22 protein-coding genes are annotated in these 20,499 nt (G+C 71.0%); 9 read left to right on the top strand and 13 right to left on the bottom strand.

The window, feature by feature from the left end:
* Positions 1-132 precede the first annotated feature (132 nt).
* Genes C2865_RS19675 through C2865_RS19665 form a run of 4 tightly spaced genes read right to left on the bottom strand, consistent with a single transcriptional unit; the run spans position 133 to position 2,684 of the window.
* Positions 133-882: an energy-coupling factor ABC transporter ATP-binding protein gene (locus tag C2865_RS19675; RefSeq protein ID WP_106399928.1), complete on the bottom strand. Its 750-nt coding sequence runs from the start codon at positions 880-882 to the stop codon at positions 133-135.
* Positions 867-1,619, bottom strand: a complete 753-nt coding sequence (gene cbiQ / locus C2865_RS19670; RefSeq protein WP_332873375.1) for a cobalt ECF transporter T component CbiQ — start codon at positions 1,617-1,619, stop codon at positions 867-869. Before cbiQ ends, C2865_RS19675 begins: the two co-directional genes overlap by 16 nt.
* A gap of 25 nt (positions 1,620-1,644) precedes the next feature.
* A complete protein-coding gene (locus C2865_RS40090) occupies positions 1,645-1,980 on the bottom strand; it encodes a PDGLE domain-containing protein (protein ID WP_198653434.1) in 336 nt (111 codons plus the stop codon).
* Positions 1,980-2,684 carry an energy-coupling factor ABC transporter permease gene (locus tag C2865_RS19665; RefSeq protein WP_198653433.1) on the bottom strand — a complete coding sequence of 235 codons (705 nt, stop codon included), beginning with the start codon at positions 2,682-2,684 and terminating at the stop codon, positions 1,980-1,982. The genes C2865_RS40090 and C2865_RS19665 overlap by 1 nt, the downstream gene beginning before the upstream one ends.
* 160 nt (positions 2,685-2,844) lie before the next feature.
* Here C2865_RS19665 and C2865_RS19660 point away from each other — a divergent pair, with 160 nt between their 5' ends.
* The 3 genes from C2865_RS19660 to ilvD all read left to right on the top strand — a co-directional run bounded on the left by C2865_RS19660 (position 2,845) and on the right by ilvD (position 6,931).
* On the top strand, positions 2,845-3,975 hold the full coding sequence (locus C2865_RS19660) for a PP2C family protein-serine/threonine phosphatase (RefSeq protein ID WP_106400079.1): 1,131 nt from the start codon (positions 2,845-2,847) through the stop codon (positions 3,973-3,975).
* Between the two features lie 187 nt (positions 3,976-4,162).
* On the top strand, positions 4,163-4,915 hold the full coding sequence (locus tag C2865_RS19655; protein WP_232835708.1) for a nuclease-related domain-containing protein: 753 nt from the start codon (positions 4,163-4,165) through the stop codon (positions 4,913-4,915).
* 147 nt (positions 4,916-5,062) lie between these two features.
* On the top strand, positions 5,063-6,931 hold the full coding sequence (gene ilvD / locus C2865_RS19650) for a dihydroxy-acid dehydratase (RefSeq protein WP_106399925.1): 1,869 nt from the start codon (positions 5,063-5,065) through the stop codon (positions 6,929-6,931).
* Positions 6,932-7,163: 232 nt separating this feature from the next.
* Here the strand turns inward: ilvD and C2865_RS19645 are convergent, their stop codons facing one another.
* The gene (locus C2865_RS19645) at positions 7,164-7,379 is read right to left on the bottom strand and encodes an FmdB family zinc ribbon protein (RefSeq protein ID WP_106399924.1); all 216 of its coding nucleotides are present in this window, start codon (positions 7,377-7,379) and stop codon (positions 7,164-7,166) included.
* Positions 7,380-7,388: 9 nt separating this feature from the next.
* Positions 7,389-7,901, bottom strand: coding sequence for an HNH endonuclease (locus C2865_RS19640; protein WP_106399923.1), 513 nt, complete (start codon positions 7,899-7,901; stop codon positions 7,389-7,391).
* Between the two features lie 377 nt (positions 7,902-8,278).
* Here C2865_RS19640 and C2865_RS19635 point away from each other — a divergent pair, with 377 nt between their 5' ends.
* Positions 8,279-10,351, top strand: coding sequence for a prolyl oligopeptidase family serine peptidase (locus tag C2865_RS19635; protein ID WP_232835707.1), 2,073 nt, complete (start codon positions 8,279-8,281; stop codon positions 10,349-10,351).
* A gap of 80 nt (positions 10,352-10,431) precedes the next feature.
* Here C2865_RS19635 and C2865_RS19630 read toward each other — a convergent pair whose 3' ends face one another.
* Entirely contained in the window at positions 10,432-10,917 is a 486-nt protein-coding gene (locus C2865_RS19630; protein WP_106399922.1) for a GNAT family N-acetyltransferase, read from the bottom strand.
* A gap of 55 nt (positions 10,918-10,972) precedes the next feature.
* Positions 10,973-12,601: an NsdA family TPR-like regulatory protein gene (locus C2865_RS19625; RefSeq protein ID WP_232835706.1), complete on the bottom strand. Its 1,629-nt coding sequence runs from the start codon at positions 12,599-12,601 to the stop codon at positions 10,973-10,975.
* A 360-nt stretch (positions 12,602-12,961) separates the two neighbouring features.
* On the opposite strand from C2865_RS19625, the gene C2865_RS19620 reads away from it, so the two are divergent.
* The 5 genes from C2865_RS19620 (at position 12,962) to C2865_RS19600 (ending at position 17,066) form a co-directional block, all read left to right on the top strand.
* Complete coding sequence (locus C2865_RS19620) at positions 12,962-13,243, top strand: hypothetical protein (protein WP_106399921.1); 282 nt, start codon at positions 12,962-12,964, stop codon at positions 13,241-13,243.
* A gap of 204 nt (positions 13,244-13,447) precedes the next feature.
* A complete protein-coding gene (locus C2865_RS19615; protein WP_106399920.1) occupies positions 13,448-14,500 on the top strand; it encodes a mechanosensitive ion channel family protein in 1,053 nt (350 codons plus the stop codon).
* Between the two features lie 10 nt (positions 14,501-14,510).
* The gene (locus C2865_RS19610) at positions 14,511-14,894 is read left to right on the top strand and encodes a globin (RefSeq protein ID WP_198653432.1); all 384 of its coding nucleotides are present in this window, start codon (positions 14,511-14,513) and stop codon (positions 14,892-14,894) included.
* 18 nt (positions 14,895-14,912) lie between these two features.
* Positions 14,913-16,409 (top strand): glycoside hydrolase family 13 protein, encoded by a 1,497-nt coding sequence (locus tag C2865_RS19605; RefSeq protein WP_106399918.1) that lies wholly within the window; start codon positions 14,913-14,915, stop codon positions 16,407-16,409.
* Positions 16,410-16,448: 39 nt separating this feature from the next.
* Positions 16,449-17,066 (top strand): hypothetical protein, encoded by a 618-nt coding sequence (locus C2865_RS19600; RefSeq protein ID WP_106399917.1) that lies wholly within the window; start codon positions 16,449-16,451, stop codon positions 17,064-17,066.
* Between the two features lie 39 nt (positions 17,067-17,105).
* Here the strand turns inward: C2865_RS19600 and C2865_RS19595 are convergent, their stop codons facing one another.
* From C2865_RS19595 to C2865_RS19575, 5 genes are all read right to left on the bottom strand, one after another.
* Positions 17,106-17,465: a hypothetical protein gene (locus C2865_RS19595; protein WP_106399916.1), complete on the bottom strand. Its 360-nt coding sequence runs from the start codon at positions 17,463-17,465 to the stop codon at positions 17,106-17,108.
* Between the two features lie 118 nt (positions 17,466-17,583).
* Positions 17,584-18,036: an acyl-CoA thioesterase gene (locus tag C2865_RS19590; RefSeq protein ID WP_106399915.1), complete on the bottom strand. Its 453-nt coding sequence runs from the start codon at positions 18,034-18,036 to the stop codon at positions 17,584-17,586.
* A 132-nt stretch (positions 18,037-18,168) separates the two neighbouring features.
* A complete protein-coding gene (gene ettA, locus C2865_RS19585) occupies positions 18,169-19,830 on the bottom strand; it encodes an energy-dependent translational throttle protein EttA (RefSeq protein WP_106399914.1) in 1,662 nt (553 codons plus the stop codon).
* Between the two features lie 58 nt (positions 19,831-19,888).
* Positions 19,889-20,269, bottom strand: a complete 381-nt coding sequence (locus C2865_RS19580; RefSeq protein ID WP_106399913.1) for a type II toxin-antitoxin system death-on-curing family toxin — start codon at positions 20,267-20,269, stop codon at positions 19,889-19,891.
* On the bottom strand, positions 20,266-20,475 hold the full coding sequence (locus C2865_RS19575) for a toxin-antitoxin system HicB family antitoxin (protein WP_106399912.1): 210 nt from the start codon (positions 20,473-20,475) through the stop codon (positions 20,266-20,268). The genes C2865_RS19580 and C2865_RS19575 overlap by 4 nt, the downstream gene beginning before the upstream one ends.
* Positions 20,476-20,499: the final 24 nt, after the last annotated feature.

Raw genomic sequence — 20,499 nt, 5'->3', positions numbered from 1 at the left:
TTCCCCCCTGATGTTCGGTGCCCGGCACGGCACGACGATGAGACATAACAATGAAAACCGTTGTCATGGTCAGTCTGGTGGATCACCGGGGGTGGCGCAACCGGAACGCACCGTCAGAGGACGGGGACTTCGTCAGGAGCGCTGCGGGACGACGAACCCGTAGGGCAGCTCCAGCCGGTGCTCGGCCATGAGCCGCTCGTCGGCCAGCAGCTCGTGCGTCGGCCCGTCCGCCACGACCACCCCGCCGGACAGGACGAGCGAGCGCGGGCACAGCTGCGCCGCGTACGGCAGGTCGTGGGTGACCATCAGCACCGTGACGTCCAGCGACGACAGGATCTCGGCGAGCTCCCGGCGCGAGGCAGGGTCGAGGTTGGACGACGGCTCGTCCAGCACCAGGATCTCCGGCTCCATCGCCAGGACCGTCGCCACGGCCACGCGCCGGCGCTGCCCGAAGCTCAGGTGCTGGGGCGCCCGGTCGGCCACGTGCGCCATGCCGACCCGCTCCAGCGCCGCGGCGACCCTGCGCTCCAGCTCCGCGCCGCGCACGCCCAGGTTCGCCGGGCCGAACGCCACGTCCTCGCGGACGGTCGGCATGAACAGCTGGTCGTCGGGGTCCTGGAAGACCAGGCCGACCCGGCGGCGGATCTCCCTGAGCGCCTTCTTGTCGCGGGGGTCGACCTCCATGCCGCCGACGCGCACCGTCCCGGCCCCGCCGTGCAGGATCCCGTTCAGGTGCAGCACGAACGTCGTCTTGCCCGCCCCGTTGGGCCCCAGGAGCGCGACCCGCTCGCCCCTGCCGATGGTGACGTCCACGCCGAACAGGGCCTGCGTGCCGTCCGGGTAGGCGTAGGCCAGCCCGCTGACCTTCAGAGAAGCGTCCACTGCGCCATCCAAGCAGCCAGCGAGACCGCCGCGGCGGTGGCGGGCAGGACCGCGCTGGCCGCCCACTGGCCGCCGGAGGCGTCGGTCCTCAGCAGAACGGGCATCCGACCGTCGTAGCCGCGGCTGAGCATGGCCAGGTGGACCCGCTCGCCCCGCTCGAAGCAGCGCAGGAACAGCGCGCCGAGGGAGCGTCCCAGGATCCGGGCGTCGCGCAGGTCGCGGGCCTCGAAGCCGCGGGCCGCGCGGGCCGTCCTCATCCGGCGCATCTCCGCCACCACCACGTCGCCGTAGCGGAACATGAAAGTGGCGATCTGGGTGAGCAGCGGCGGGACGCGCAGCCGCTCGACGCCCAGCAGCAGCACCCTGGGCTCGGTGGTGGTGGCCAGCAGGATCGAGGCGACCACGCCGAGCGTCCCCTTGGCCAGGATGTTCCAGGCCCCCCACAGGCCGTTCTGGCTCACCTCCAGGCCGAGCACCTCCACCCGGGGGCCGGTGGCCAGGAACGGCAGCAGGAAGGCGAACCCCACGAACGGGACCTCGATCAGCACCCGCCGGGCGACGTGCCCGTACGGGACCCCGGCGAACGCGGCCGCTCCCGCGAGCAGCAGCGCGTAGACCGCGAAGGCCCACATCTGCTCGCGCGGGGTGGCGACCACGGCCAGCACGAAGCCGAGCACGGCGAGGATCTTGCAGTGCGGGGGCAGCCGGTGCACCGGCGAGTCCCCCGGCCGGTACATCGGGTGAGCGTGCCCCGCGCCCATCTCAGGCGCGCGTCTTCCCTGCCGGTTCGGCCGGTTCGCCCCCGCCGTCCGGACGGCCGCGCAGCATCCAGAAGAGCCCCGTCCCCGCGACGAGGACCACGCCCACGCCGATGATCCCGGACAGGCCCACGGAGGCGCGCTCGTCCGCCACGCCCTTCACCCCGTAGTCGGCCAGCGGGGAGTCCCCCAGCGCGTGGTCCTTCTCCTCGGCGTTGAAGCCCTTGTCCTCGGCGACCCGTTCCAGGCCGTCGGGGTGGGAACTGGCGTAGTAGCTGACGATCCCGGCCAGGACGGCGGCGACGAGGACGCCCAGGGCCAGCAGTCTCCTCAGGCTCATCAGCTCGCCGCCTCCTCGGGCCTGCGCGGTTCGTTCACGACCAGCCTCAGCGGTTCGGACAGGCCGCGGGCCCCGTGGACCAGGTCGGGCCGGACGGCCAGCACGCTGGAGACCGTCAGCGCGGTGATCAGCGCCTCGCCCAGGCCGATGAGGACGTGCACGCCCAGCATCGCCGGGACGACCGTGGACAGGGGGACGTCGGTGGTTCCGCCCACGGCGTAGAAGGCGACGAAGGACAGGGCGGAGGCGGGCACCGAGACCAGCGCCGCGACGAACGCCGCGGCCGTCGCGCTCGGCCGGGAGCGCGGCAGCACCCTCACCAGGAGGCGGAACACCCCGTACCCGACGGCGGCCGTCACCACCGCCATGATCGTGATGTTCACCCCGAGGGCGGTCAGGCCGCCGTCGGCGAAGATCAGCGCCTGGACGGCCAGCACCACCGAGACCACCAGGACCCCGGTGAACGGCCCGACCAGGATGGCGGCGAGCGCCCCGCCCAGCAGGTGGCCGCTGGTGCCGCCGGCGACGGGGAAGTTGAGCATCTGGGCGGCGAAGACGAAGGCGGCGGTGAGCCCGGCCAGCGGGGCGGTGAGGTCGTCCAGCTCGCGGCGTGAGCCGCGCAGCGACACCGCGATCCCGGCTGCGGCGATCACTCCCGCGACCGCCGACACCGGAGCGTCGATGAACCCGTCGGGAACATGCACAGCGGCATTCCTCCCTCATCAGGGGGTCTTGTTCCGGTGGGAACCCGTCCAGATTAATTGCAAGTAAGTCGCAACAGCAAGGGTCAAGCGATGCCATGAAGGTAAGGGTGCGGTGGATTACCGCCCTCCGCGCGTTTCGCTCGGTACAGTGGCGGGCGACATGCTTCAGCGCCTGGTTCACCTGCTCCCGCCGAAGGTACGTGCCCAGCTGAGGCGCGTGCCCTTCCTGGTGACCCTCTACCGCTGGCTGCGGCGCGGCCGGGTCCGCGAGCGCTACCTCTTCGCCGCCCTGGCCCTGGCCTCGGCGCTCATGTGCCTGGGAACGCTCCTGGTCTCCCAGCGCTGGTTCCCGCCCAGCGCCCTGGTGCTCATCGTCCTGGCCGGCGGGCTGGTGCTGCGGGTGCGCGCCTTCAGCGCGCTGCTCGTCGTGGTCGCCGTGGTGCTGAGCATCGACTCCTTCGCCCTGGAGCGCAGCTTCTCCCCCGGCATCGTCATCACCCTCGCGCTGACCACCCTGCTCGGCCTGTCGCTCTCGCGCACCCGCCAGCAGCTGGGCGTCCAGGGCCTGCGCGGCGAGTCGATGCTGCTGGAGCTGCGCGACCGGCTCAACCGCCAGGGCCAGATCCCGGCGCTGCCGCAGGGCTGGGACAGCAAGGTCGAGCTGGCGCAGGCGGGCGGCTCCTCCTTCGGCGGCGACTTCGTGGTCTCCTGCCGGCACCTCTCCGACGACGGCCGCGACCTCCTGGAGGTCGCGCTGGTGGACGTCTCGGGCAAGGGCATCGAGGCCGGCACCCGGGCGCTCATGCTCTCCGGGGCGTTCGGCGGGCTGCTCGGCTCGGTCCGCGCCGAGACGTTCCTGTCGGCCTGCAACACCTACCTCCACCGGCAGCGCTGGGACGAGGGCTTCGTCACCGCCGTCCACGTGGTGGTCGACCTGGAGAGCGGTGAGTACACCGTGGAGTCCGCCGGGCACCCCCCGGCCGTCAAGTTCGTCGCCTCCAGCGGCACCTGGCAGGTCGGCACCGCCAAGGGCGTGGTGCTGGGCGTGGTGCCCGACCTCAAGTGCGAGCCGGAGAGCGGCCGCCTCCGGCCGGGCGACGCGCTCATGCTCTACACCGACGGCCTGGTGGAGATCCCCGGCCGGGACCTGGACGCCGGCATCGACGCTCTGCTGGGCGAGGCCGAGCGGCTGATCCCCCAGGGCTTCCGCCGGGGCGCGCGGGAGATCGTCCAGTCGATGTCGGACGCGCACGACGACGACTGCGCGCTGGTCGTGATCTGGCGGCAGTAAGTGCCGGGCAGAAGAACTTACCCGCCGGTAAATGTTGTCAATCCGGTCGGGCAGGCAAGAAAACTGTTAACCGGACCCCCCTAGGCGGCCGCGGGCGCACGTGGTTACCCTGCGCGCAGAGGATCATGTCCCCGAGGCCGGCTGATCACGAAGCGTCCGTTTCCCGAAGAGGGGTTGAGCTATGGCCATGACCGACCGTGGCGAGACCGGCGACGCCCGAGGGCAGCCGCCGGAGGGCGGCGGGAACCTCGACTTCCGCGAGATCCTGGCCCGTCCCGACGTGCGCCGGTGGATCCTGCGGGTGGCGTTCGCCGCCGTCGTCGGCCTGTTGTTCGCGATCGTCTTCGACCCCCGCATCGGCCTGACGGCCGCGGTGGTCGCGGTGGTCGCGGACACGATCCGCAAGGCCAGGGCGGGGGACGGCGGGCCCCGCGCGTCGCCGGCCGAGCGCAAGACCGCCAAGCAGCTGAGCGGCCTGAGCAAGAAGGGCTGGCGGGTGCTGCACGCCCGGTCCATCCCCCGCGACGACGACGGCGTCAGCGACGGGCAGATCGACCACCTGGTGATCGGCCCGACGGGGGTCTTCGCGATCGACTCCGAGTCCTGGGACAAGCGGCTCCCGGTGCGCACCCTGTCGCACACGAGGCTGTTCCACGGGCCGTTCGAGAAGAAGGACCGGCTGGACGAGGCGCGCTGGGAGGCCAACCAGGCCAGCCGGCTGCTCAGCCTGACGCTGGGCCAGGAGATCCCGGTCCAGCCGTCGGTGGCGATCTACGGCCCGTCCGTGCCGTGGCGGGTGATGACCGTGCGCAACGTGGACGTCTACTCGGGTGGAAAAGCCAGGAATTACCTGCGAAAACGCCCCAAGGTCCTGACGGACGAGGAGGTCGCCAGGATCGCCGACGCCGCCGCCAAGATCCTGCCGTCCAAGTTCGACTGACCGCCGATCTCCGGCATGGAGGCGAGCGCACCCCGCCGGGAGCGGGCGGGGTGCCGTCGTTCGGTAGGCTGGGGTGCACCGACTTCCTTCGTGACGCCCCCACCCGGGGCCGCCCACCTTCAGATCCACGGTTGGGAGAGTCCCTTCATGCCTCCGCTCAGGTCTCGTACGGTCACCCACGGCCGCAACATGGCGGGCGCGCGCGCCCTGCTGCGCGCCACCGGCGTCGCCCGCGAGGACTTCGGCAAGCCGATCATCGCGATCGCCAACAGCTTCACCCAGTTCGTGCCGGGCCACGTCCACCTGCGCGAGGTCGCCCAGGTCGTGGCCGAGGCCGTCCGCGAGGCGGGCGGAATCCCGCGGGAGTTCAACACCATCGCGGTCGACGACGGCATCGCCATGGGCCACCACGGCATGCTCTACTCGCTGCCCTCGCGCGAGCTGATCGCCGACGCCGTCGAGTACATGGTCGAGGCGCACTGCGCCGACGCGCTGATCTGCCTATCGAACTGCGACAAGATCACCCCGGGCATGCTCATCGCCGCGCTGCGGCTGAACATCCCCACCGTCTTCGTCTCCGGCGGCCCGATGGAGGCCGGCAAGGTCACCGTCGTCGACGGCACCGCCAAGACCGTGCGCAAGCTCGACCTCATCGACCCGATGATCGCCGCGGCCGACGAGTCCGTCTCCCAGGAGGAGCTGGACGAGCTGGAGGAGAACGCCTGCCCGACCTGCGGCTCCTGCTCGGGCATGTTCACCGCCAACTCGATGAACTGCCTCACCGAGGCCCTCGGCCTGGCGCTGCCGGGCAACGGCACCACGCTGGCCACCCACGCCGCCCGCAAGGCCCTCTTCCAGGAGGCCGGGCGCGTCATCATGGACATCTCCCGGCGCTACTACGAGCAGGACGACGCCTCCGTCCTGCCGCTGTCGATCGCCACCCGCGACGCCTTCGAGAACGCGATGGCCCTGGACGTGGCCATGGGCGGCTCGACCAACACGATCCTGCACCTGCTGGCCGCGGCCCGCGAGGCGAACGTCGACTTCGGCCTCAAGGAGATCGACGAGCTCTCCCGCCGGGTGCCCTGCATCTGCAAGGTCGCGCCCGCCACCGCCAAGTACCACGTCGAGGACGTGCACCGCGCCGGCGGCATCCCCGCCCTGCTGGGCGAACTGGACCGCGCCGGGCTGCTGCACCGCGACGTGCACACCATCCACGGCTCGTCGCTGGGCGAGTTCCTGGACGCCTGGGACCCGCGCTCGGAGCAGGTCAGGCCCGACGCGCTGGAGCTGTACCACGCCGCGCCCGGCGGGGTGCGCACCACCGAGGCCTACAGCCAGGACACCCGCTGGGACGCCCTGGACCTGGACCGGGAGAACGGCTGCGTCCGCTCGGTCGAGCACGCCTACACCAAGGACGGCGGCCTGGCGGTGCTGTACGGCAACATCGCCCCCGACGGCGCGATCGTGAAGACCGCGGGCGTCGAGGAGGAGCTGTGGACGTTCTCCGGCCCCGCGGTGGTCTTCGAGTCCCAGGAGGACGCGGTCGAGGGCATCCTCGGCAAGAAGGTCAAGGCCGGTGACGTCGTGGTGATCCGCTACGAGGGTCCGCGGGGCGGTCCCGGCATGCAGGAGATGCTCTACCCCACGTCCTTCCTCAAGGGCCGGGGCCTGGGCAAGGCCTGCGCGCTGATCACCGACGGCCGCTTCTCCGGCGGCACCAGCGGCCTGTCCATCGGCCACGCCTCCCCCGAGGCCGCGGCCGGCGGCAAGATCGCCCTGGTGGAGGACGGCGACCGCGTCGTCATCGACATCCCGCGCCGCGTCCTGGAACTGGACGTCCCCGAGGAGGAGCTGGCCGCCCGCCGCGAGAAGCTCCTGGCCGACCTCGGCGGCCACCGCCCCAAGGACCGCCAGCGCCCGGTCAGCGCCGCCCTGCAGGCCTACGCCGCCATGGCCACCTCGGCCTCCACCGGCGCCGCCCGCGACGTCTCCCAGCTCGGCGGCATCGGCTAGACCGGCCCGACGCCGCCCGCCGGACCCCAACGCAGAGGCCCCCGCTTCCAGCCGGAAGCGGGGGCCTCGACGCGTACGGCCCGCGGTGCGGGCCCGCCCTGACGGCCGGGAGCGCCGAACCCGCCGCCGGGACGGGACGTGCGGGATCACGGCATGATCAGTGTCGGCGGCTCCGCGTTCGTCGCGGCCCGGATCGGGCGTGCGGAGTCGCGGCGGGGCGTTCTGGGGCGGGTCAGCCGCAGCAGCCTCCGCCGCAGCAGCCGCCTCCGCCGCCGGAGGGGCGCTGGACCGGAGCGGCGGCGCCGCCGGTCACCGCGACGGTGGACAGCAGTTTGACGGTGTCGTCGTGGCCCTCGGGGCAGACCGCGGGGTCGCCCGAGGCCGACATGGGGCGGGACAGCTCGAAGGTGGAGCCGCAGGAGCGGCAGCGGTAGTCGTAGCGGGGCATGTCCGTAGTCTATGCGGCGGGTTCGGTGACGTAGGCGGCCCACTGGGGGTCGCCGTCGGAGCCGATCAGCCCGATCAGGCGCCAGTGGGCGCCGCGCGGGACGGCCGGGGGGATGTCCAGGGACCAGCCGAGCTCCTCCAGGAGCCGGTCGGCCTTGCGGTGGTTGCAGGGGGTGCAGGAGGCCACGCAGTTCTCCCACGTGTGCTTGCCGCCCTTGCTGCGCGGGAGCACGTGGTCGATGGTCTCGGCCTTCTTGCCGCAGTAGACGCACCGGTAGTTGTCGCGCCGCATGAGCGCGGCCCGGGTCAGCGGGATCCTGGTCCGGAAGGGGATGCGGACGTAGCGCCGCAGCCTGATGACCGAGGGCACCTGCATGGAGGAGCTCGCGGACCGCAGGTGAGCGCCCGAGGAGTCGTGGTGCACGACCTCCGCCTTCTCCCGCAGCACGAGGCATACCGCCCGTCGCAGGGGCAGCGTCGTGAGTGGTTCATACGTCGCGTTCAGGAGAAGGACCTGGCGCATCAGCCCGCCTCCACCCGGAGGTGCGGGACGGCCGGTATCCGCCTTCGTCGTCGTCTGCGGCCTGGTCGCGAACGCGACAGACCGCACAGAGCATCCCGAGGCCGGGCACCTGGCTCGGCCGAATCCGATACATCCGCCACGAGGACCTCCTCCAGGCGAGTGAGTCGACGACCCCACGCTGTCCAACAGTGTGACCAATGAGAAGCGGTTCGCGCTACCCCTTTATGCCCTGTTCGGGGCGACCGCAGTCACGTCCGGGGGGTGAGGCTTCCGTTGGAGCCGCCCCCGGACGCGCGCGGCCGGCGGCGCGCCGCCGGCCGCCGGACGATCCACAGGGGAGCGGATCACCCCGCCTTTCGCTGAGTAGGCTGACCCCCATGGACTACCCGGCAGCGCATCGTCAGGACATCGTCGAAGAGCTCCACGGACATCGGGTCGCCGACCCGTACCGCTGGCTGGAGGACGCGCAGAGCGCCGAGACCAAGGAGTGGCTGCGGGCGGAGGACGAGCTGTTCCACGCGCAGGTGGACGGCCTGCCGGGCCGGGAGCGGCTCCGGGCCCGCATCACCGAGCTGCTCGGCTCGGGCAACGTCTCGGCCCCCGTCTGGCGCGGCGAGCGGCGCTTCTTCATGCGCCGCACCGCCGAGCAGGAGCTGTCGGTCCTCTACACCGTCGACCCGGACGGCACCGAGCGCGCGCTGATCGACCCGATCGCGCTGAACGCCGCGGGCACCACCACCCTGGACGCCTGGCAGCCCGACAAGGAGGGCCGGCTGCTGGCCTACCAGCTGTCGGTCGGCGGCGACGAGGAGTCCAAGCTGTCGGTCATGGACGTGGCCACCGGGGACACCGTCGAGGGCCCCATCGACCGCTGCCGCTACACCAACGTCGCCTGGCTGCCGGGCGGCGAGGCGTTCTACTACGTGCGCCGGCTGCCCGCCGACCAGGTGCCCGAGGGCGAGGACCAGTACCACCGGCGGGTCTACCTGCACCGGCTGGGCACCGACCCGGACCGCGACGACGTCCTGGTCTTCGGCGAGGGCATGGAGAAGACCAACTACTACGGGGTCTCGGTCAGCCGCGACGGCCGCTGGCTGACGATCTCGGCCTCCCGCGGCACCGCGCCCCGCAACGACCTGTGGTACGCCGACCTGTCCGCGAGCCCGCTGGAGAACCCCGCGCTCCTGCCCGTCCAGCTCGACGTGGACGCCCAGACGGGCGTGCACTTCGGCCGTGACGGGCGCGCCTACGTCTTCACCGACCGCGACGCGCCGCGGGCCCGGCTGGCCGTCGCCGACCCGGCGGACCTGGCGTACGAGAACTGGACGGACCTCGTCCCCGAGGACGCCGAGGCGGTGCTGAGCGACTTCGCCATCCTCGACGACCTGGAGCGCCCGGTGCTGCTGGCGGGCTGGACGCGGCACGCCGTCAGCGAGATCACCGTCCACGACCTGGCCACCGGCGAGCGGCTGGGCGAGGTGCCGCTGCCGGGCCTCGGCTCCATCGGCGGCCTGGTCGAGCGGCCCGAGGGCGGCCACGAGGCATGGTTCGGCTACACCGACAGCGTCACCCCCGGCGGGGTGCAGCACTACGACGCCCGCACCGGCGAGACGACGCTGTGGGCGGCGCCTCCCGGCAGCGTCGAGGTCCCGGCCGTCCAGGCGCGGCAGATCGCCTACACCTCCAAGGACGGCACCACCGTGCGGATGCTGGTGCTCGGCAGCCTGGAAGGCGGCCCGAAGCCGACCATCCTGTACGGCTACGGCGGCTTCAACGTCTCGCTGACCCCGGCCTACTCGGCGGGCATCCTCGCCTGGGTGGAGGCGGGCGGCGTCTACGCCATCGCCAACCTGCGCGGCGGCTCCGAGGAGGGCGAGGAGTGGCACCGCGCCGGCATGCTCGGCAACAAGCAGAACGTCTTCGACGACTTCCACGCCGCGGCCGAACGCCTCATCGCCGACGGCTGGACGGCGCCCGACCGGCTGGCGATCTCCGGCGGCTCCAACGGCGGGCTGCTGGTGGGCGCGGCGCTCACCCAGCGGCCCGACCTGTACGCGGCGGTCGTCTGCTCCGCCCCGCTGCTGGACATGATCCGGTATGAGAAGTTCGGTCTGGGCCAGACGTGGAACGTGGAGTACGGCTCGGCCGAGGACCCCGAGCAGTTCGCGTGGCTGCTGGACTACTCCCCGTACCACCACGTGAAGGAGGGCGTGGCCTACCCGGCGACGCTGTTCACCGTGTTCGAGAGCGACAGCCGGGTCGACCCGCTGCACGCCCGCAAGATGTGCGCCGCGCTCCAGCACGCCGTCGCGTCGGGCGGCGGCGGCCCGGTCCTGCTGCGCAACGAGGCCGAGGTCGGGCACGGGGCGCGTTCGCTGAGCCGCAGTGTGGACCTGTCGGTCGACACCATGTCCTTCCTCGCCCGCCACACCGGGCTCGCCCTGGAGTGATGCCGGTACGGCGGAGCGCCCGTTCCCGGCCTCACGGCCGGGAACGGGCGCCCGAAAAGCAGGAACATTACTTCTCAGCGTTACAAGTACTTCTCTCCGTAGATGTTCAGGATCCCGTTGATGCTCCTGCGGCCGGTCTCCTTCCAGCCGAACTTGCGGTACAGCTGCAGCGCGGCCCCCTGGAACTCGGTGGTGTCACCGATGAGCCGACCGTAGCCCAGCTCCCTCGCCCGGTCCTCCAACGCCGACAGCATGGCCGCCCCGTACCCGTGGCGCTGCAACTCCGGGCGGACCCGCAACCGGACGAGCTCCCCCGTCCAGGAGTCCACCCGGCGCAGCCCTCCCATGGCGACGGGCGCCCCTTCCCGGAGGCCGACGAGGAACTCCCCCGTGCCGTCCTGGAGGTAGAGCTCTTCCAACCGGTGCAGATCGTGTTCGTAGTAGACGCCGTCGCCCGGCCGCAACCCGATCCGGGCCAGGCCCTCCCGGTGCAGGAGCAGCACTTCGGCATGGTCCTCCGGCAGGTAGCGCCGGACCAGCAGGTCGCCGAACCAGCGGACCTGCATCCTCTCCGGGCCCCGGAACCTCGTTCCGGCGCCTCTCTCAACCGTTCCCACGCGTTCAGGCCTGGTCCGCCGGCGAGGCGGGCCCGCCCGTGCCCTCACCGGGACCCAGCGGACTCTGGACGGTCGGCCCGGCCAGCGCCTCGCGCAGCTCCCTCAGCTCGGGCAGGTCGCCGTGCTGCTGCTGCACGGCGGCCGCGAGCTGGCGGGCCCGGTGCATCAGGATGTCGGAGCGGTGCTCGGGCTCGAGGTCCATGATGGCCTCCCGCGCCCGGGAGGCCGCCTGGTCGGGTGAGCCGGCGTACATGGAGCACGCGGCACGGTCGAGCTTGACCAGGGTGCGGTCGATGACCTCCGTCGGCGAGTAGAGCGTCAATGCGTACCGCAGCACTTCCTCACCCTTCTGGTGGTCACCGAGGTTGGTGTAGGTGTCCCCCTCGTAGAAGGACATCTGCCGGTCGGTGAAGCCGAACACCAGATCAGTGGTGTCGTTCTTGGAGAGCTGGTCGAACACCGCGCGCCCGCGCACGAGTGCGCGGCGGGCGGTCGGCGCCGCGTCGGCGCGGCCGCGCAGGGCCAGCTGGCCCAGGGCGCGGGCCTCGACGGCCGGAGCCATGGCCGCGGCGACGTTGGGGGTGCGCCCGGCCAGGTCCTGCGCCTTGCGGGCGAGGTGCAGGGCCTCACGGGGGTCGCCGTAGTACAGCGGGAGCAGGGACTCCCGCACGGTCACCCAGGCGCGCAGGCCGCGGTCGCCGGTCTCGTCCGCGGCGGTGCGCGCGGTGCGGAAGAACGAGCGGGCCAGCCGGTGGTCGCCGAGGTTGATCATGATCAGCCCCGAGATCCCCGACAGCTGGGCGGCTATCCGGCAGAGCCTCTCCTGGAGCTCGATCGGCTGGCGCTGGTCGCACAGGCGCCGGACCTCGCTGAAGTCCAGCAGGACATCACAGAGCATCCGCAGGGACGGAGTCGACTGGTACGACTGGCCGTACCCCAGGATCGTCTCCTCCCACTGGTCGAGCATCGTGGGCGACACCGTCGCGTTCACGAGCGTGTCGTCCATCTTCCTGCGGAGCTGGTCCACAGCTCCGAGGAACTGGCCGTCGAGCGCCACGCCCGCTCCGGCCAGCAACTGCAGTAGTGTCCGGCGAAGCACGACGTCCTCCTCTCCTAGGTCGATCGAGCCGGAGGCCTCGGCGCGGTGAAGCCCCCCCTCGATGTGCTGGTTGATCCAGCCGCGGTCGAGGACCGCGCCGATCAGGGTTTCCGGTTCGTCCCGCATCGCCGACAGCTGCGTGCCGGCGCCGAAACGTTGTTCGTGGCCCCTGCCGCAGACGCAGGGACCCTGGTAACCGAGATCGCCGGGTTCGACGCGATAGACCAGGCAGAGGTAGTGCAGGTACTCCGGACCTGGGCGTTTGTAGCCGCTCTCGTAGGCGGACAGCAGGGTCTCCCCGATCTTCGGGGGCGGCTTGCCGTCCATCTCGTAGAGCGCCCGCATCTGGGCCACCACGTCCGACAGAGCCACCCCGTTGGCCAGCCGGTGGGCTTTGATCCGGCTGGTGCTGAACAGCGGACCGCACTGTTCGGCGATCTCCGCCGCGATCTGCCCGCTGCTCAGTCCTCGGGCCAGGCCCTGCGCGCGCACCCATCGCGCCCGCTCTGCTTCCTTCGGGGGGGGTTCTGCCATCCGTGCCGGCCTCCTCACCACTCGCCGGATGTGTGCAACGTCACCACTCTGCACGCCCCCGAGCGTCGGTGACCGGGTTTCTCGGTCAGTCGCCGTAATTCCTTGCTACAGCGCCCACAACGTAACCCTGCGTATCGCCCCCGGCCAACCGTCTACCAAGAATCCGCACCGCAACGGGAGCAACAAACCCCCCTGCAGCCCAGGAATGTGGCACCCGGGAGGAAGAACGTTCCACGCAGGCGTAAGAAGCTCGTCCCGGGCCCGGAGACGCGGTCTTGACCCGTCTCCCGGAGCTTGCAATTCTCTGCTGGCAGCAGCCGATGACGAAACTTTCGCAACCGAGTTCCGAGGGGGTTACAGGTGGCCGGTAACGAGCGGATCGCCTACCTCGAGGAGCTGGTCCACGCCCTGGACGCACGCGGTCTGGTGGCACGGGTGGTGCAGGCCCGCTCAGGACCGGTCTTCCTCCGGGTGGTCAATCCCGACGCCGCCAGCCTGACCGAGAACGTCACCTGCGCGCCCGTCCCCGAATCCGCCGAACACTACTTCTGGTGGAGCTGGGGCGAGCGCCTGCACAAGGTCGACGACCCGGACGCGGCCGCCCGCAAGGTGGCCCGCGTCCTGGAGCCGAAGACCGTCTAGACCCGGGCGGGTTCCGCGGGAGCCCGGCACCAGGCGCGGAGGCCGACGCCTCCGCGGAACCCGCCCGAACACCCCTTCAGGTCCGCGGCCCCACACCACCCGACGGCCGGCGGACCCTCCCCGGCGCACACCCGTTCACACCGGAGGGGGCCGGGTGCGCGCCCAGGCCCTCCCCGGGCCGCCAGGTGGTTCTGCCGTGGCGACATGTACGACCCGATCGTGTCCGTCCCTTACGATCTGACCCGTACCAAGTCGCACGACCTCGGCGGACACCGCCGGCCGACCCGGGGAGGGTCTCTGCTGTTCTCCATCAGCCAACCCGTACCCGACGACCTCTGCGACCCCCGGCCCAGCGTGGCGTGCCGGACGGCCTGGAACCTCTCCCGCAGCGAGGACTTCACCCGCTTCTTCCACAACTGGCTGGACGGGCTGGTCACCGCGTTGATCTGGGCCGTCATGGCCTTCCTCGCCGCGATGGTGATCCGGTACTACCTCCACCGGCTGATCACCCGGATCACCGGGCGGATCGCCACGGGCACCATGCCCGGACGGGGCCGCGCCAGGGACGAGGGCGCCTCCACCGTGCTCATGCGCGAGCGGCGCAGGCAGCGCATGGAGACGCTGAGCTCGGTGCTGCGCAGCATCGCCTCCGTGGTGATCTACGGTGTGGCGCTGTTCACCGTGCTGGGCGAGGTCGGGCTGAACCTCACCCCCATCCTCACCGGTGCCACCGTGGTCGGCGCCGCGGTCGCCTTCGGCGCGCAGAACACGATCAAGGATCTGCTGGCCGGCCTGTTCATGCTGCTGGAGGACCAGTACGGGGTGGGCGACGTGGTCGACACCGGCTCGGCCAAGGGCACCGTCGAGGCGGTCACCCTGCGCATCACGCGGCTGCGGGACGTCAACGGGGTGGTCTGGTACGTGCGCAACGGCGAGATCACCCGGCTGGGCAACGAGTCCCAGAACTGGGGCCGCGCCCTGCTGGACGTGCCCGTCGCCGCCGACCAGGACGTCGACGAGATCCGCAGGCTGCTGCAGGAGACGGCGGACGGGCTGGTCGCCGACCCCGAGTGGGAGGAGATGATCCTGGAGGAGCCGTCCGTGTGGGGCGTTCAGGCGCTCACCAACGACGCGGTGGTCGTCCGGATCACGATCAAGACGGCGCCCAACCAGCAGCACAAGGTCACCAGGGAGCTGCGGGCCCGGGTGAAGCGGGCCTTCGACGAAGCGGGCGTGATGCTGGGCAGCCTGGCATAGGCTTGGTCCGATGAACCAAGAGGTGAGCTTTTACGAGGCTGTGGGCGGCGAGGAGACCTTCCGTCGGCTGGTCCACCGGTTCTACCAGGGCGTGGCCGACGACCCCGTCCTGCGCCCGATGTACCCCGAGGAGGACCTCGGCCCCGCGGAGGAACGGCTGCGCCTCTTCCTCATGCAGTACTGGGGCGGTCCCACCACCTACAACGACCGGCGCGGCCACCCCCGGCTGCGGATGCGGCACGTCCCGTTCACCATCGGAGAGCGCGAACGGGACGCGTGGTTGCGCCATATGCGCGACGCGGTGGACGAACTGGACATCCCGCCGCAGGCCGCCGCGATGCTCTGGGACTACCTCTTCCGCGCGGCGCACAGCCTGGTGAACTCCGAGGGCTGAGCGGGTAGATCGTCCTGCATGACGACTCCGACCCCCTGGTGGCGCGACGCCGTTGTCTACGAGGTCTACCCGCGCAGTTTCTCCGACGCCTCGGGCGACGGGGAAGGCGACCTCGAAGGGCTGCGCCACCGCCTCCCGTACCTGTCCGAGCTGGGCGTCGACGCCCTGTGGCTGACGCCCTTCTACACCTCGCCCCTGGCCGACGGCGGCTACGACGTGGCCGACTACCGCGACGTCGACCCCCGCTTCGGCACGCTGGCCGACTTCGACGACCTCGTCGCCGACGCCCACCGGCTCGGCCTGCGGATCATCATCGACATCGTCCCCAACCACACCTCCTCGGCCCACCCCTGGTTCTCCGAGGCCGTGCGCACCGGCAGGGGCCGCGGCCGCTACCACTTCCGGGACTGCGCGGACGTGCCCAACGACTGGCAGTCCAACTTCGGCGGCCCCGCCTGGAGCCGCACCCCCGACGGCTCCTGGTACCTGCACCTGTACACCCCCGAGCAGCCGGACCTCAACTGGCACGACCCCGAGGTCCGCGCGGAGTTCGAGGACGTCCTGCGGTTCTGGCTGGACCGCGGCGTCGACGGGTTCCGCATCGACGTGGCCGCCGGGCTGTTCAAGCACCCCGACCTGCCGGACCTGGGCGCGCTGGGCACCCACGCCCCGGGCAGCCCCATGTACGGGCGGCCCGAGGTGCACGAGATCTACCGGCAGTGGCGGTCCATCCTCGACTCCTACCCCGGCGAACACATGGCCGTCGGGGAGGTGTGGACGGAGTCGCCCGAGGCGCTGGCCCTGTACGTCCGGCCGGACGAGCTGCACCAGGCGTTCCAGTTCCACCTGCTGCTGGCGCCCTGGTCGGCCCGGGCGTTCCGGGAGATCATCGGGACCTGCCTGGACTCCCCCAACGGACAGGCCCCCACCTGGGTGCTGTCCAACCACGACGTGATCAGGCACCGCAGCCGGTACGGCACCGAGGAGCGCTCCCGCGCGGCGCTGATGCTCATCCTGGCGCTGCCCGGCTCGGCCTACCTCTACCAGGGCGAGGAGCTGGGCCTGCCGGAGGTCTTCGACCTGCCCGACGAGGCGCGCCAGGACCCGATCTTCTTCCAGGGCAAGGGCATGGGCCGGGACGGCTGCCGGGTGCCGCTGCCCTGGTCGGGCACGCAGGCGCCCTACGGCTTCACCTCCGGCAAGCCCTGGCTGCCCCAGCCCGCCGACTGGGGGCCGCTGACGGTCGAGGCACAGGAGGGCGACCCGGCGTCGATGCTCTCCTTCTATCGACGCGCTCTTGCCCTGCGGCGGACCCTGCGCGCGGCCCTGCCGCCTACCCTGGAATGGCAGGAGTGGCCCGACCCCGGGGTGCTGGCCTTCCGGCGGGGTGATCTCGTCTGCGCGGTCAACTTCGGGGACGAGCCCGTGGAGTTCCAGGGCGACGTCCTGCTGGCCAGCGGGCCGTCGGCGGAGGGGCGTATCGCGGGAGGTGGTGCGGTCTGGCTGAGGACATGACCGAAGAGCACGGATTCGCTTCTCGACGAGGAGAGCGCGATGTTCATCCAGATCATCCAGGGGCATGTGACCGACCCCGCGGCGATGCGGGAGGCCTTCGAGCAGTGGCAGAGGGACCTGGCTCCGGGCGCTGAGGGCTGGCTCGGCGGAACGGCCGGGATCACCGGGGACGACACCTTCTTCGCCTCGGCCTGCTTCGCGTCGGCGGCCGAGGCCCGGCGCAACAGCGAACGGCCCGAGCAGCACCAGTGGTGGATGGAGACCGCCAAGTACTTCAGCGGCGAGGTCGCCTTCCACGACTGCGAGCGGGGGGAGGTCTTTCCCGAGGGGAAGACGGACTTCTTCCCCGATGCCGGGTTCGTCCAGGTGATGCAGGGGCGGCTGCGCGACCCCGACAAGGTCACCGCCCTCATGCACCGCATGGAGGGCGACATGCGGGAGTGGCGGCCCGACCTGCTGGGGGCCGTCCTGGCGATCCACCCGGCAGGGGACGCCTACACCCAGTTCACCTACTTCACCTCCGAGCCGGAGGCGCGGGAGAACGAGTCCAAGGAGCCGCCGGAGAGGCTCAGGGGGGTGATGGACGAACTCATGGGACTCGAGGTCGGCGAGCCGGTCTACCACGACCTGCGCGAGCACTGGACCGACGCCCCCTGAGCGGAACGCACGGTCGGCCCCGCAGGGCGGGGCCGGTCGTCATCTCACGTACCAGCAGTTCTTCTTGTACGAGAAGTACCAGTGTTTGCCCTTGAGCCGGTAGCCCTTGGAGAGCGCGATCCGGTTCTTCTTGCCGTAGCGGGCCTGGATGCTGAGCGTCCGCGGTTTGACCTTGGCGGCCTTGACGTTGGCCCGGACCTCCGCCGCCCGGGAGAGCGCCAGCTTGCGCGTGCCGCCCTTGACCTCCACCCAGACCGCGTCCGGGTCGCCGCCCCACTCGCACCGTTCGACGCCCTCGCAGGCCTTGGGCGCCTTGACGGGAACGCAGGTGATGCCGGCACTCGCCTGGGTCGCCGCCCCCGTCACCATTCCGCAGGCCATCAGGACGGTCAACAACATACGGCGCAAGATGCCTCCCCGGGAGCGCTGAGGACGCCTACGGTACCTCCTCCGATCAAGGCATCCCAGGGCCTGCGGCGAGAGTCCGCCCGAGAACCCGCGGGCCGGGCGGAGGGGGTCAGGCGTCGGCGGGCTTGAGGAAGCGGGCGATGTACGCGCGCTCCTGGGGGGTGTAGCGGCGCAGGCGGGCGCTCTCGACGTCGAAGGCGACGAGGGTCGAGGTGGCGGTGGCGTAGAGGTTGTCCGCGTCGCGCACCTCGTAGGCGAGCTTGAAGGAGGCGGCCCGCAGCTCGGTCACCCAGGTCTCGACCCGGATGGGGTGGATCACACCGGACAGCGGCACCTTGTAGTCGATCTCGTGCCGGGAGACGACCATGCCCCGCACCGGCTCCAGGCCCGCCCGGACGGGGTCGGCGTGGAACATCGCCAGCCGGGCGTCCTCCAGATAACCCAGGAACTTCACGTTGTTCACGTGCATCTGGGAGTCGATGTCCCCGAACCTGACGTGGAACTCGTAGACGTGGCGGTACCCGGTGTCCTCCAGCCGGTGGAGCGTCGCGGTGTCTTCCATGTCCTCGCCTCGGGGGTCGTGGGGGAAATGTCGGGCGCCTCGCATGCTACAGGGATCCGCGGGGTCCCCCGGAAAGCCGTCAGGCCCGCGACGGGTGTCGCGGGCCTGACGGGACGGCTGGAAGACCGTGGATCAGCGGGTGAGCTTGCGGTAGGTCACCCGGTGCGGACGTGCCGCGTCGGCGCCCAGCCGCTGGATCTTGTTCTTCTCGTAGTCGGCGAAGTTGCCCTCGAACCAGAACCAGTTCGACTCGCCCTCCCACGCCAGGATGTGGGTGGCGATGCGGTCGAGGAACCAGCGGTCGTGCGAGGTGATCACGGCGCAGCCGGGGAACTCCAGCAGCGCGTTCTCCAGCGACGACAGCGTCTCGACGTCCAGGTCGTTGGTCGGCTCGTCCAGCAGCAGCACGTTGCCGCCCTGCTTGAGGGTGAGCGCCAGGTTGAGGCGGTTGCGCTCGCCGCCGGAGAGCACCCCGGCCTTCTTCTGCTGGTCGGGGCCCTTGAAGCCGAACGCCGCGATGTAGGCGCGGGACGGCATCTCGACCTGGCCGACCTTGATGTGGTCGAGCCCGTCGGAGACGACCTGCCACACGTTGGCCTGCGGGTCGATGCCGCCGCGGCCCTGGTCGACGTAGGAGATCTGCACGGTCTCGCCGATGCGCAGCTTGCCCTCGTCGGGCTGCTGCTCACCGGTGATCATCCGGAACAGCGTCGTCTTGCCGACGCCGTTCGGGCCGATCACACCCACGATCCCGTTCGGCGGGAGGTTGAAGGAGAGCTTGTCCATCAGCAGGCGGTCGCCGAAGCCCTTGGTGAGGTCCTCGGCGACGATCACCGTGCCGCCCAGGCGCGGGCCCGGCGGGATCTGGATCTCCTCGAAGTCCAGCTTGCGGGTCTTGGCGGCCTCGGAAGCCATCTCCTCGTACCGCTGCAGCCGGGCCTTGCTCTTGGTCTGGCGGGCCTTGGCGTTGGAGCGGACCCACTCCAGCTCGTCCTCCAGGCGCTTCTTGCGCTTGACGTCCTTGTTGCCCTCGACCTTGAGGCGCTCGGCCTTCTTCTGCAGGTAGGTCGAGTAGTTGCCCTCGTAGACGTGGCAGCGGCCGCGGTCCAGCTCCAGGATCCAGCCCGCGACGTTGTCCAGGAAGTAGCGGTCGTGGGTGACGGCCAGGACCGTCCCGGCGTACTTCTCCAGGTAGGACTCGAGCCAGTTCACCGACTCGGCGTCCAGGTGGTTGGTGGGCTCGTCCAGCAGCAGCAGGTCGGGCGCCTCCAGCAGCAGCTTGCACAACGCGACGCGGCGGCGCTCACCACCGGACAGCTGGGTGACGGGCAGCTCGGGCGCCGGGCAGCGCAGCGCGTCCATCGCCTGGTCGAGCTGGGAGTCCAGGTCCCAGGCGTTGCGGTGGTCGAGCTGCTCCTGCAGCTTGCCCATCTCCTCCAGGAGATCGTCGCTGTAGTCGGTGGCCATCTGCTCGGCGATCTCGTTGAACCGCGCGAGCATGGCCATGGTCTCGGCGACGCCCTCCTGGACGTTCTCCAGGACCGTCTTGCTCTCGTTCAGCGGGGGCTCCTGCTGGAGCATCCCGACACTGAACCCGGGCATCAGCTTCGCGTCGCCGTTGGACGGCTGCTCCAGGCCGGCCATCATCCGCAGGAGCGTCGACTTGCCGGTGCCGTTGGGTCCCACCACGCCGATCTTCGCCCCGGGCAGGAAGCTCAGCGTGACATTGTCCAGAACCACCTTGTCGCCGTGCGCCTTGCGCACACGCTGCATCGTATAGATGTACTCGGCCATGCTCCTAGCCTATTGGCTCGGACCTCTTGCCCACGCCGCCCGCGAGGCGCCCCTTCCCTCACCCCCGCCGGACGGTGACCCGCAGCACCCGCGCGAGCCCTGCGATCTCGGTCCGCGAACAGGCCCCCGCGGTCCCGAGCACCAGATCGAACACCTCGTCGTGGCCGAGCTCCGAGTCCGCCCCGTTCATCAGCAGGAACGTACGGCAGGCCGCCCATCCCGTCCGCTTGTTGCCATCGACGAACGGGTGGTTGCAGAGCACCGAGTGCAGGAGGGCCGCCGCCTTCTCCGCCAGCGTCGGGTAGGCCTCCTCCCCGAAGGCCACGGTGGCCGGGCGGGCGGCCGCCGAGGCGGCGAGCCCCGCGTCGCGGACGGCGGCGGTCCCGCCCAGGTGCCGGGCGTTGATCGCGATGAGCTGCTCGGCGGTCAGGTGGATCATGTGTCGGCCAGCCGGCGGAAGAGCGCGGCGTCCTCCTCGAAGACCTTGTCCACCGCCGCGGTGAAGACCGCCTGCCGCGCCCGCTGCGCGATCCACTGCTCCGCGGCCTGCACCAGGGCGGCGTTGAGCGAGATGTGCTCGGCCTCCGCGACGGCCACCAGCCTGGCGTGAACCTCATCCGGCAACCGGAGACTCAACGTCGTCATACCAAAACGATACCGACCTGGACG

It is taken from the genome of Actinocorallia populi, assembly GCF_002995495.1.
GTDB classification, from domain to species: Bacteria; Actinomycetota; Actinomycetes; order Streptosporangiales; family Streptosporangiaceae; genus Actinocorallia; species Actinocorallia populi.
Note: the sequence above shows the minus strand (reverse complement) of the source record. Positions and strands in the feature narration are given on the sequence as shown.

Excerpts from the sequence above, each read along its gene's own strand:
- cbiQ (WP_332873375.1), bottom strand. The coding sequence starts at position 1,619 with ATGTACCGGCCGGGGGACTCGCCGGTGCACCGGCTGCCCCCGCACTGC.
- C2865_RS40090 (WP_198653434.1), bottom strand. The coding sequence starts at position 1,980 with ATGAGCCTGAGGAGACTGCTGGCCCTGGGCGTCCTCGTCGCCGCCGTC.
- C2865_RS19660 (WP_106400079.1), top strand. The coding sequence starts at position 2,845 with ATGCTTCAGCGCCTGGTTCACCTGCTCCCGCCGAAGGTACGTGCCCAG.
- C2865_RS19655 (WP_232835708.1), top strand. The coding sequence starts at position 4,163 with ATGACCGACCGTGGCGAGACCGGCGACGCCCGAGGGCAGCCGCCGGAG.
- ilvD (WP_106399925.1), top strand. The coding sequence starts at position 5,063 with ATGCCTCCGCTCAGGTCTCGTACGGTCACCCACGGCCGCAACATGGCG.
- C2865_RS19645 (WP_106399924.1), bottom strand. The coding sequence starts at position 7,379 with ATGCCCCGCTACGACTACCGCTGCCGCTCCTGCGGCTCCACCTTCGAG.
- C2865_RS19640 (WP_106399923.1), bottom strand. The coding sequence starts at position 7,901 with ATGCGCCAGGTCCTTCTCCTGAACGCGACGTATGAACCACTCACGACG.
- C2865_RS19635 (WP_232835707.1), top strand. The coding sequence starts at position 8,279 with ATGGACTACCCGGCAGCGCATCGTCAGGACATCGTCGAAGAGCTCCAC.
- C2865_RS19630 (WP_106399922.1), bottom strand. The coding sequence starts at position 10,917 with ATGCAGGTCCGCTGGTTCGGCGACCTGCTGGTCCGGCGCTACCTGCCG.
- C2865_RS19625 (WP_232835706.1), bottom strand. The coding sequence starts at position 12,601 with ATGGCAGAACCCCCCCCGAAGGAAGCAGAGCGGGCGCGATGGGTGCGC.
- C2865_RS19615 (WP_106399920.1), top strand. The coding sequence starts at position 13,448 with ATGTACGACCCGATCGTGTCCGTCCCTTACGATCTGACCCGTACCAAG.
- C2865_RS19610 (WP_198653432.1), top strand. The coding sequence starts at position 14,511 with ATGAACCAAGAGGTGAGCTTTTACGAGGCTGTGGGCGGCGAGGAGACC.
- C2865_RS19605 (WP_106399918.1), top strand. The coding sequence starts at position 14,913 with ATGACGACTCCGACCCCCTGGTGGCGCGACGCCGTTGTCTACGAGGTC.
- C2865_RS19600 (WP_106399917.1), top strand. The coding sequence starts at position 16,449 with ATGTTCATCCAGATCATCCAGGGGCATGTGACCGACCCCGCGGCGATG.
- C2865_RS19595 (WP_106399916.1), bottom strand. The coding sequence starts at position 17,465 with ATGTTGTTGACCGTCCTGATGGCCTGCGGAATGGTGACGGGGGCGGCG.
- C2865_RS19590 (WP_106399915.1), bottom strand. The coding sequence starts at position 18,036 with ATGGAAGACACCGCGACGCTCCACCGGCTGGAGGACACCGGGTACCGC.
- ettA (WP_106399914.1), bottom strand. The coding sequence starts at position 19,830 with ATGGCCGAGTACATCTATACGATGCAGCGTGTGCGCAAGGCGCACGGC.
- C2865_RS19580 (WP_106399913.1), bottom strand. The coding sequence starts at position 20,269 with ATGATCCACCTGACCGCCGAGCAGCTCATCGCGATCAACGCCCGGCAC.
- C2865_RS19575 (WP_106399912.1), bottom strand. The coding sequence starts at position 20,475 with ATGACGACGTTGAGTCTCCGGTTGCCGGATGAGGTTCACGCCAGGCTG.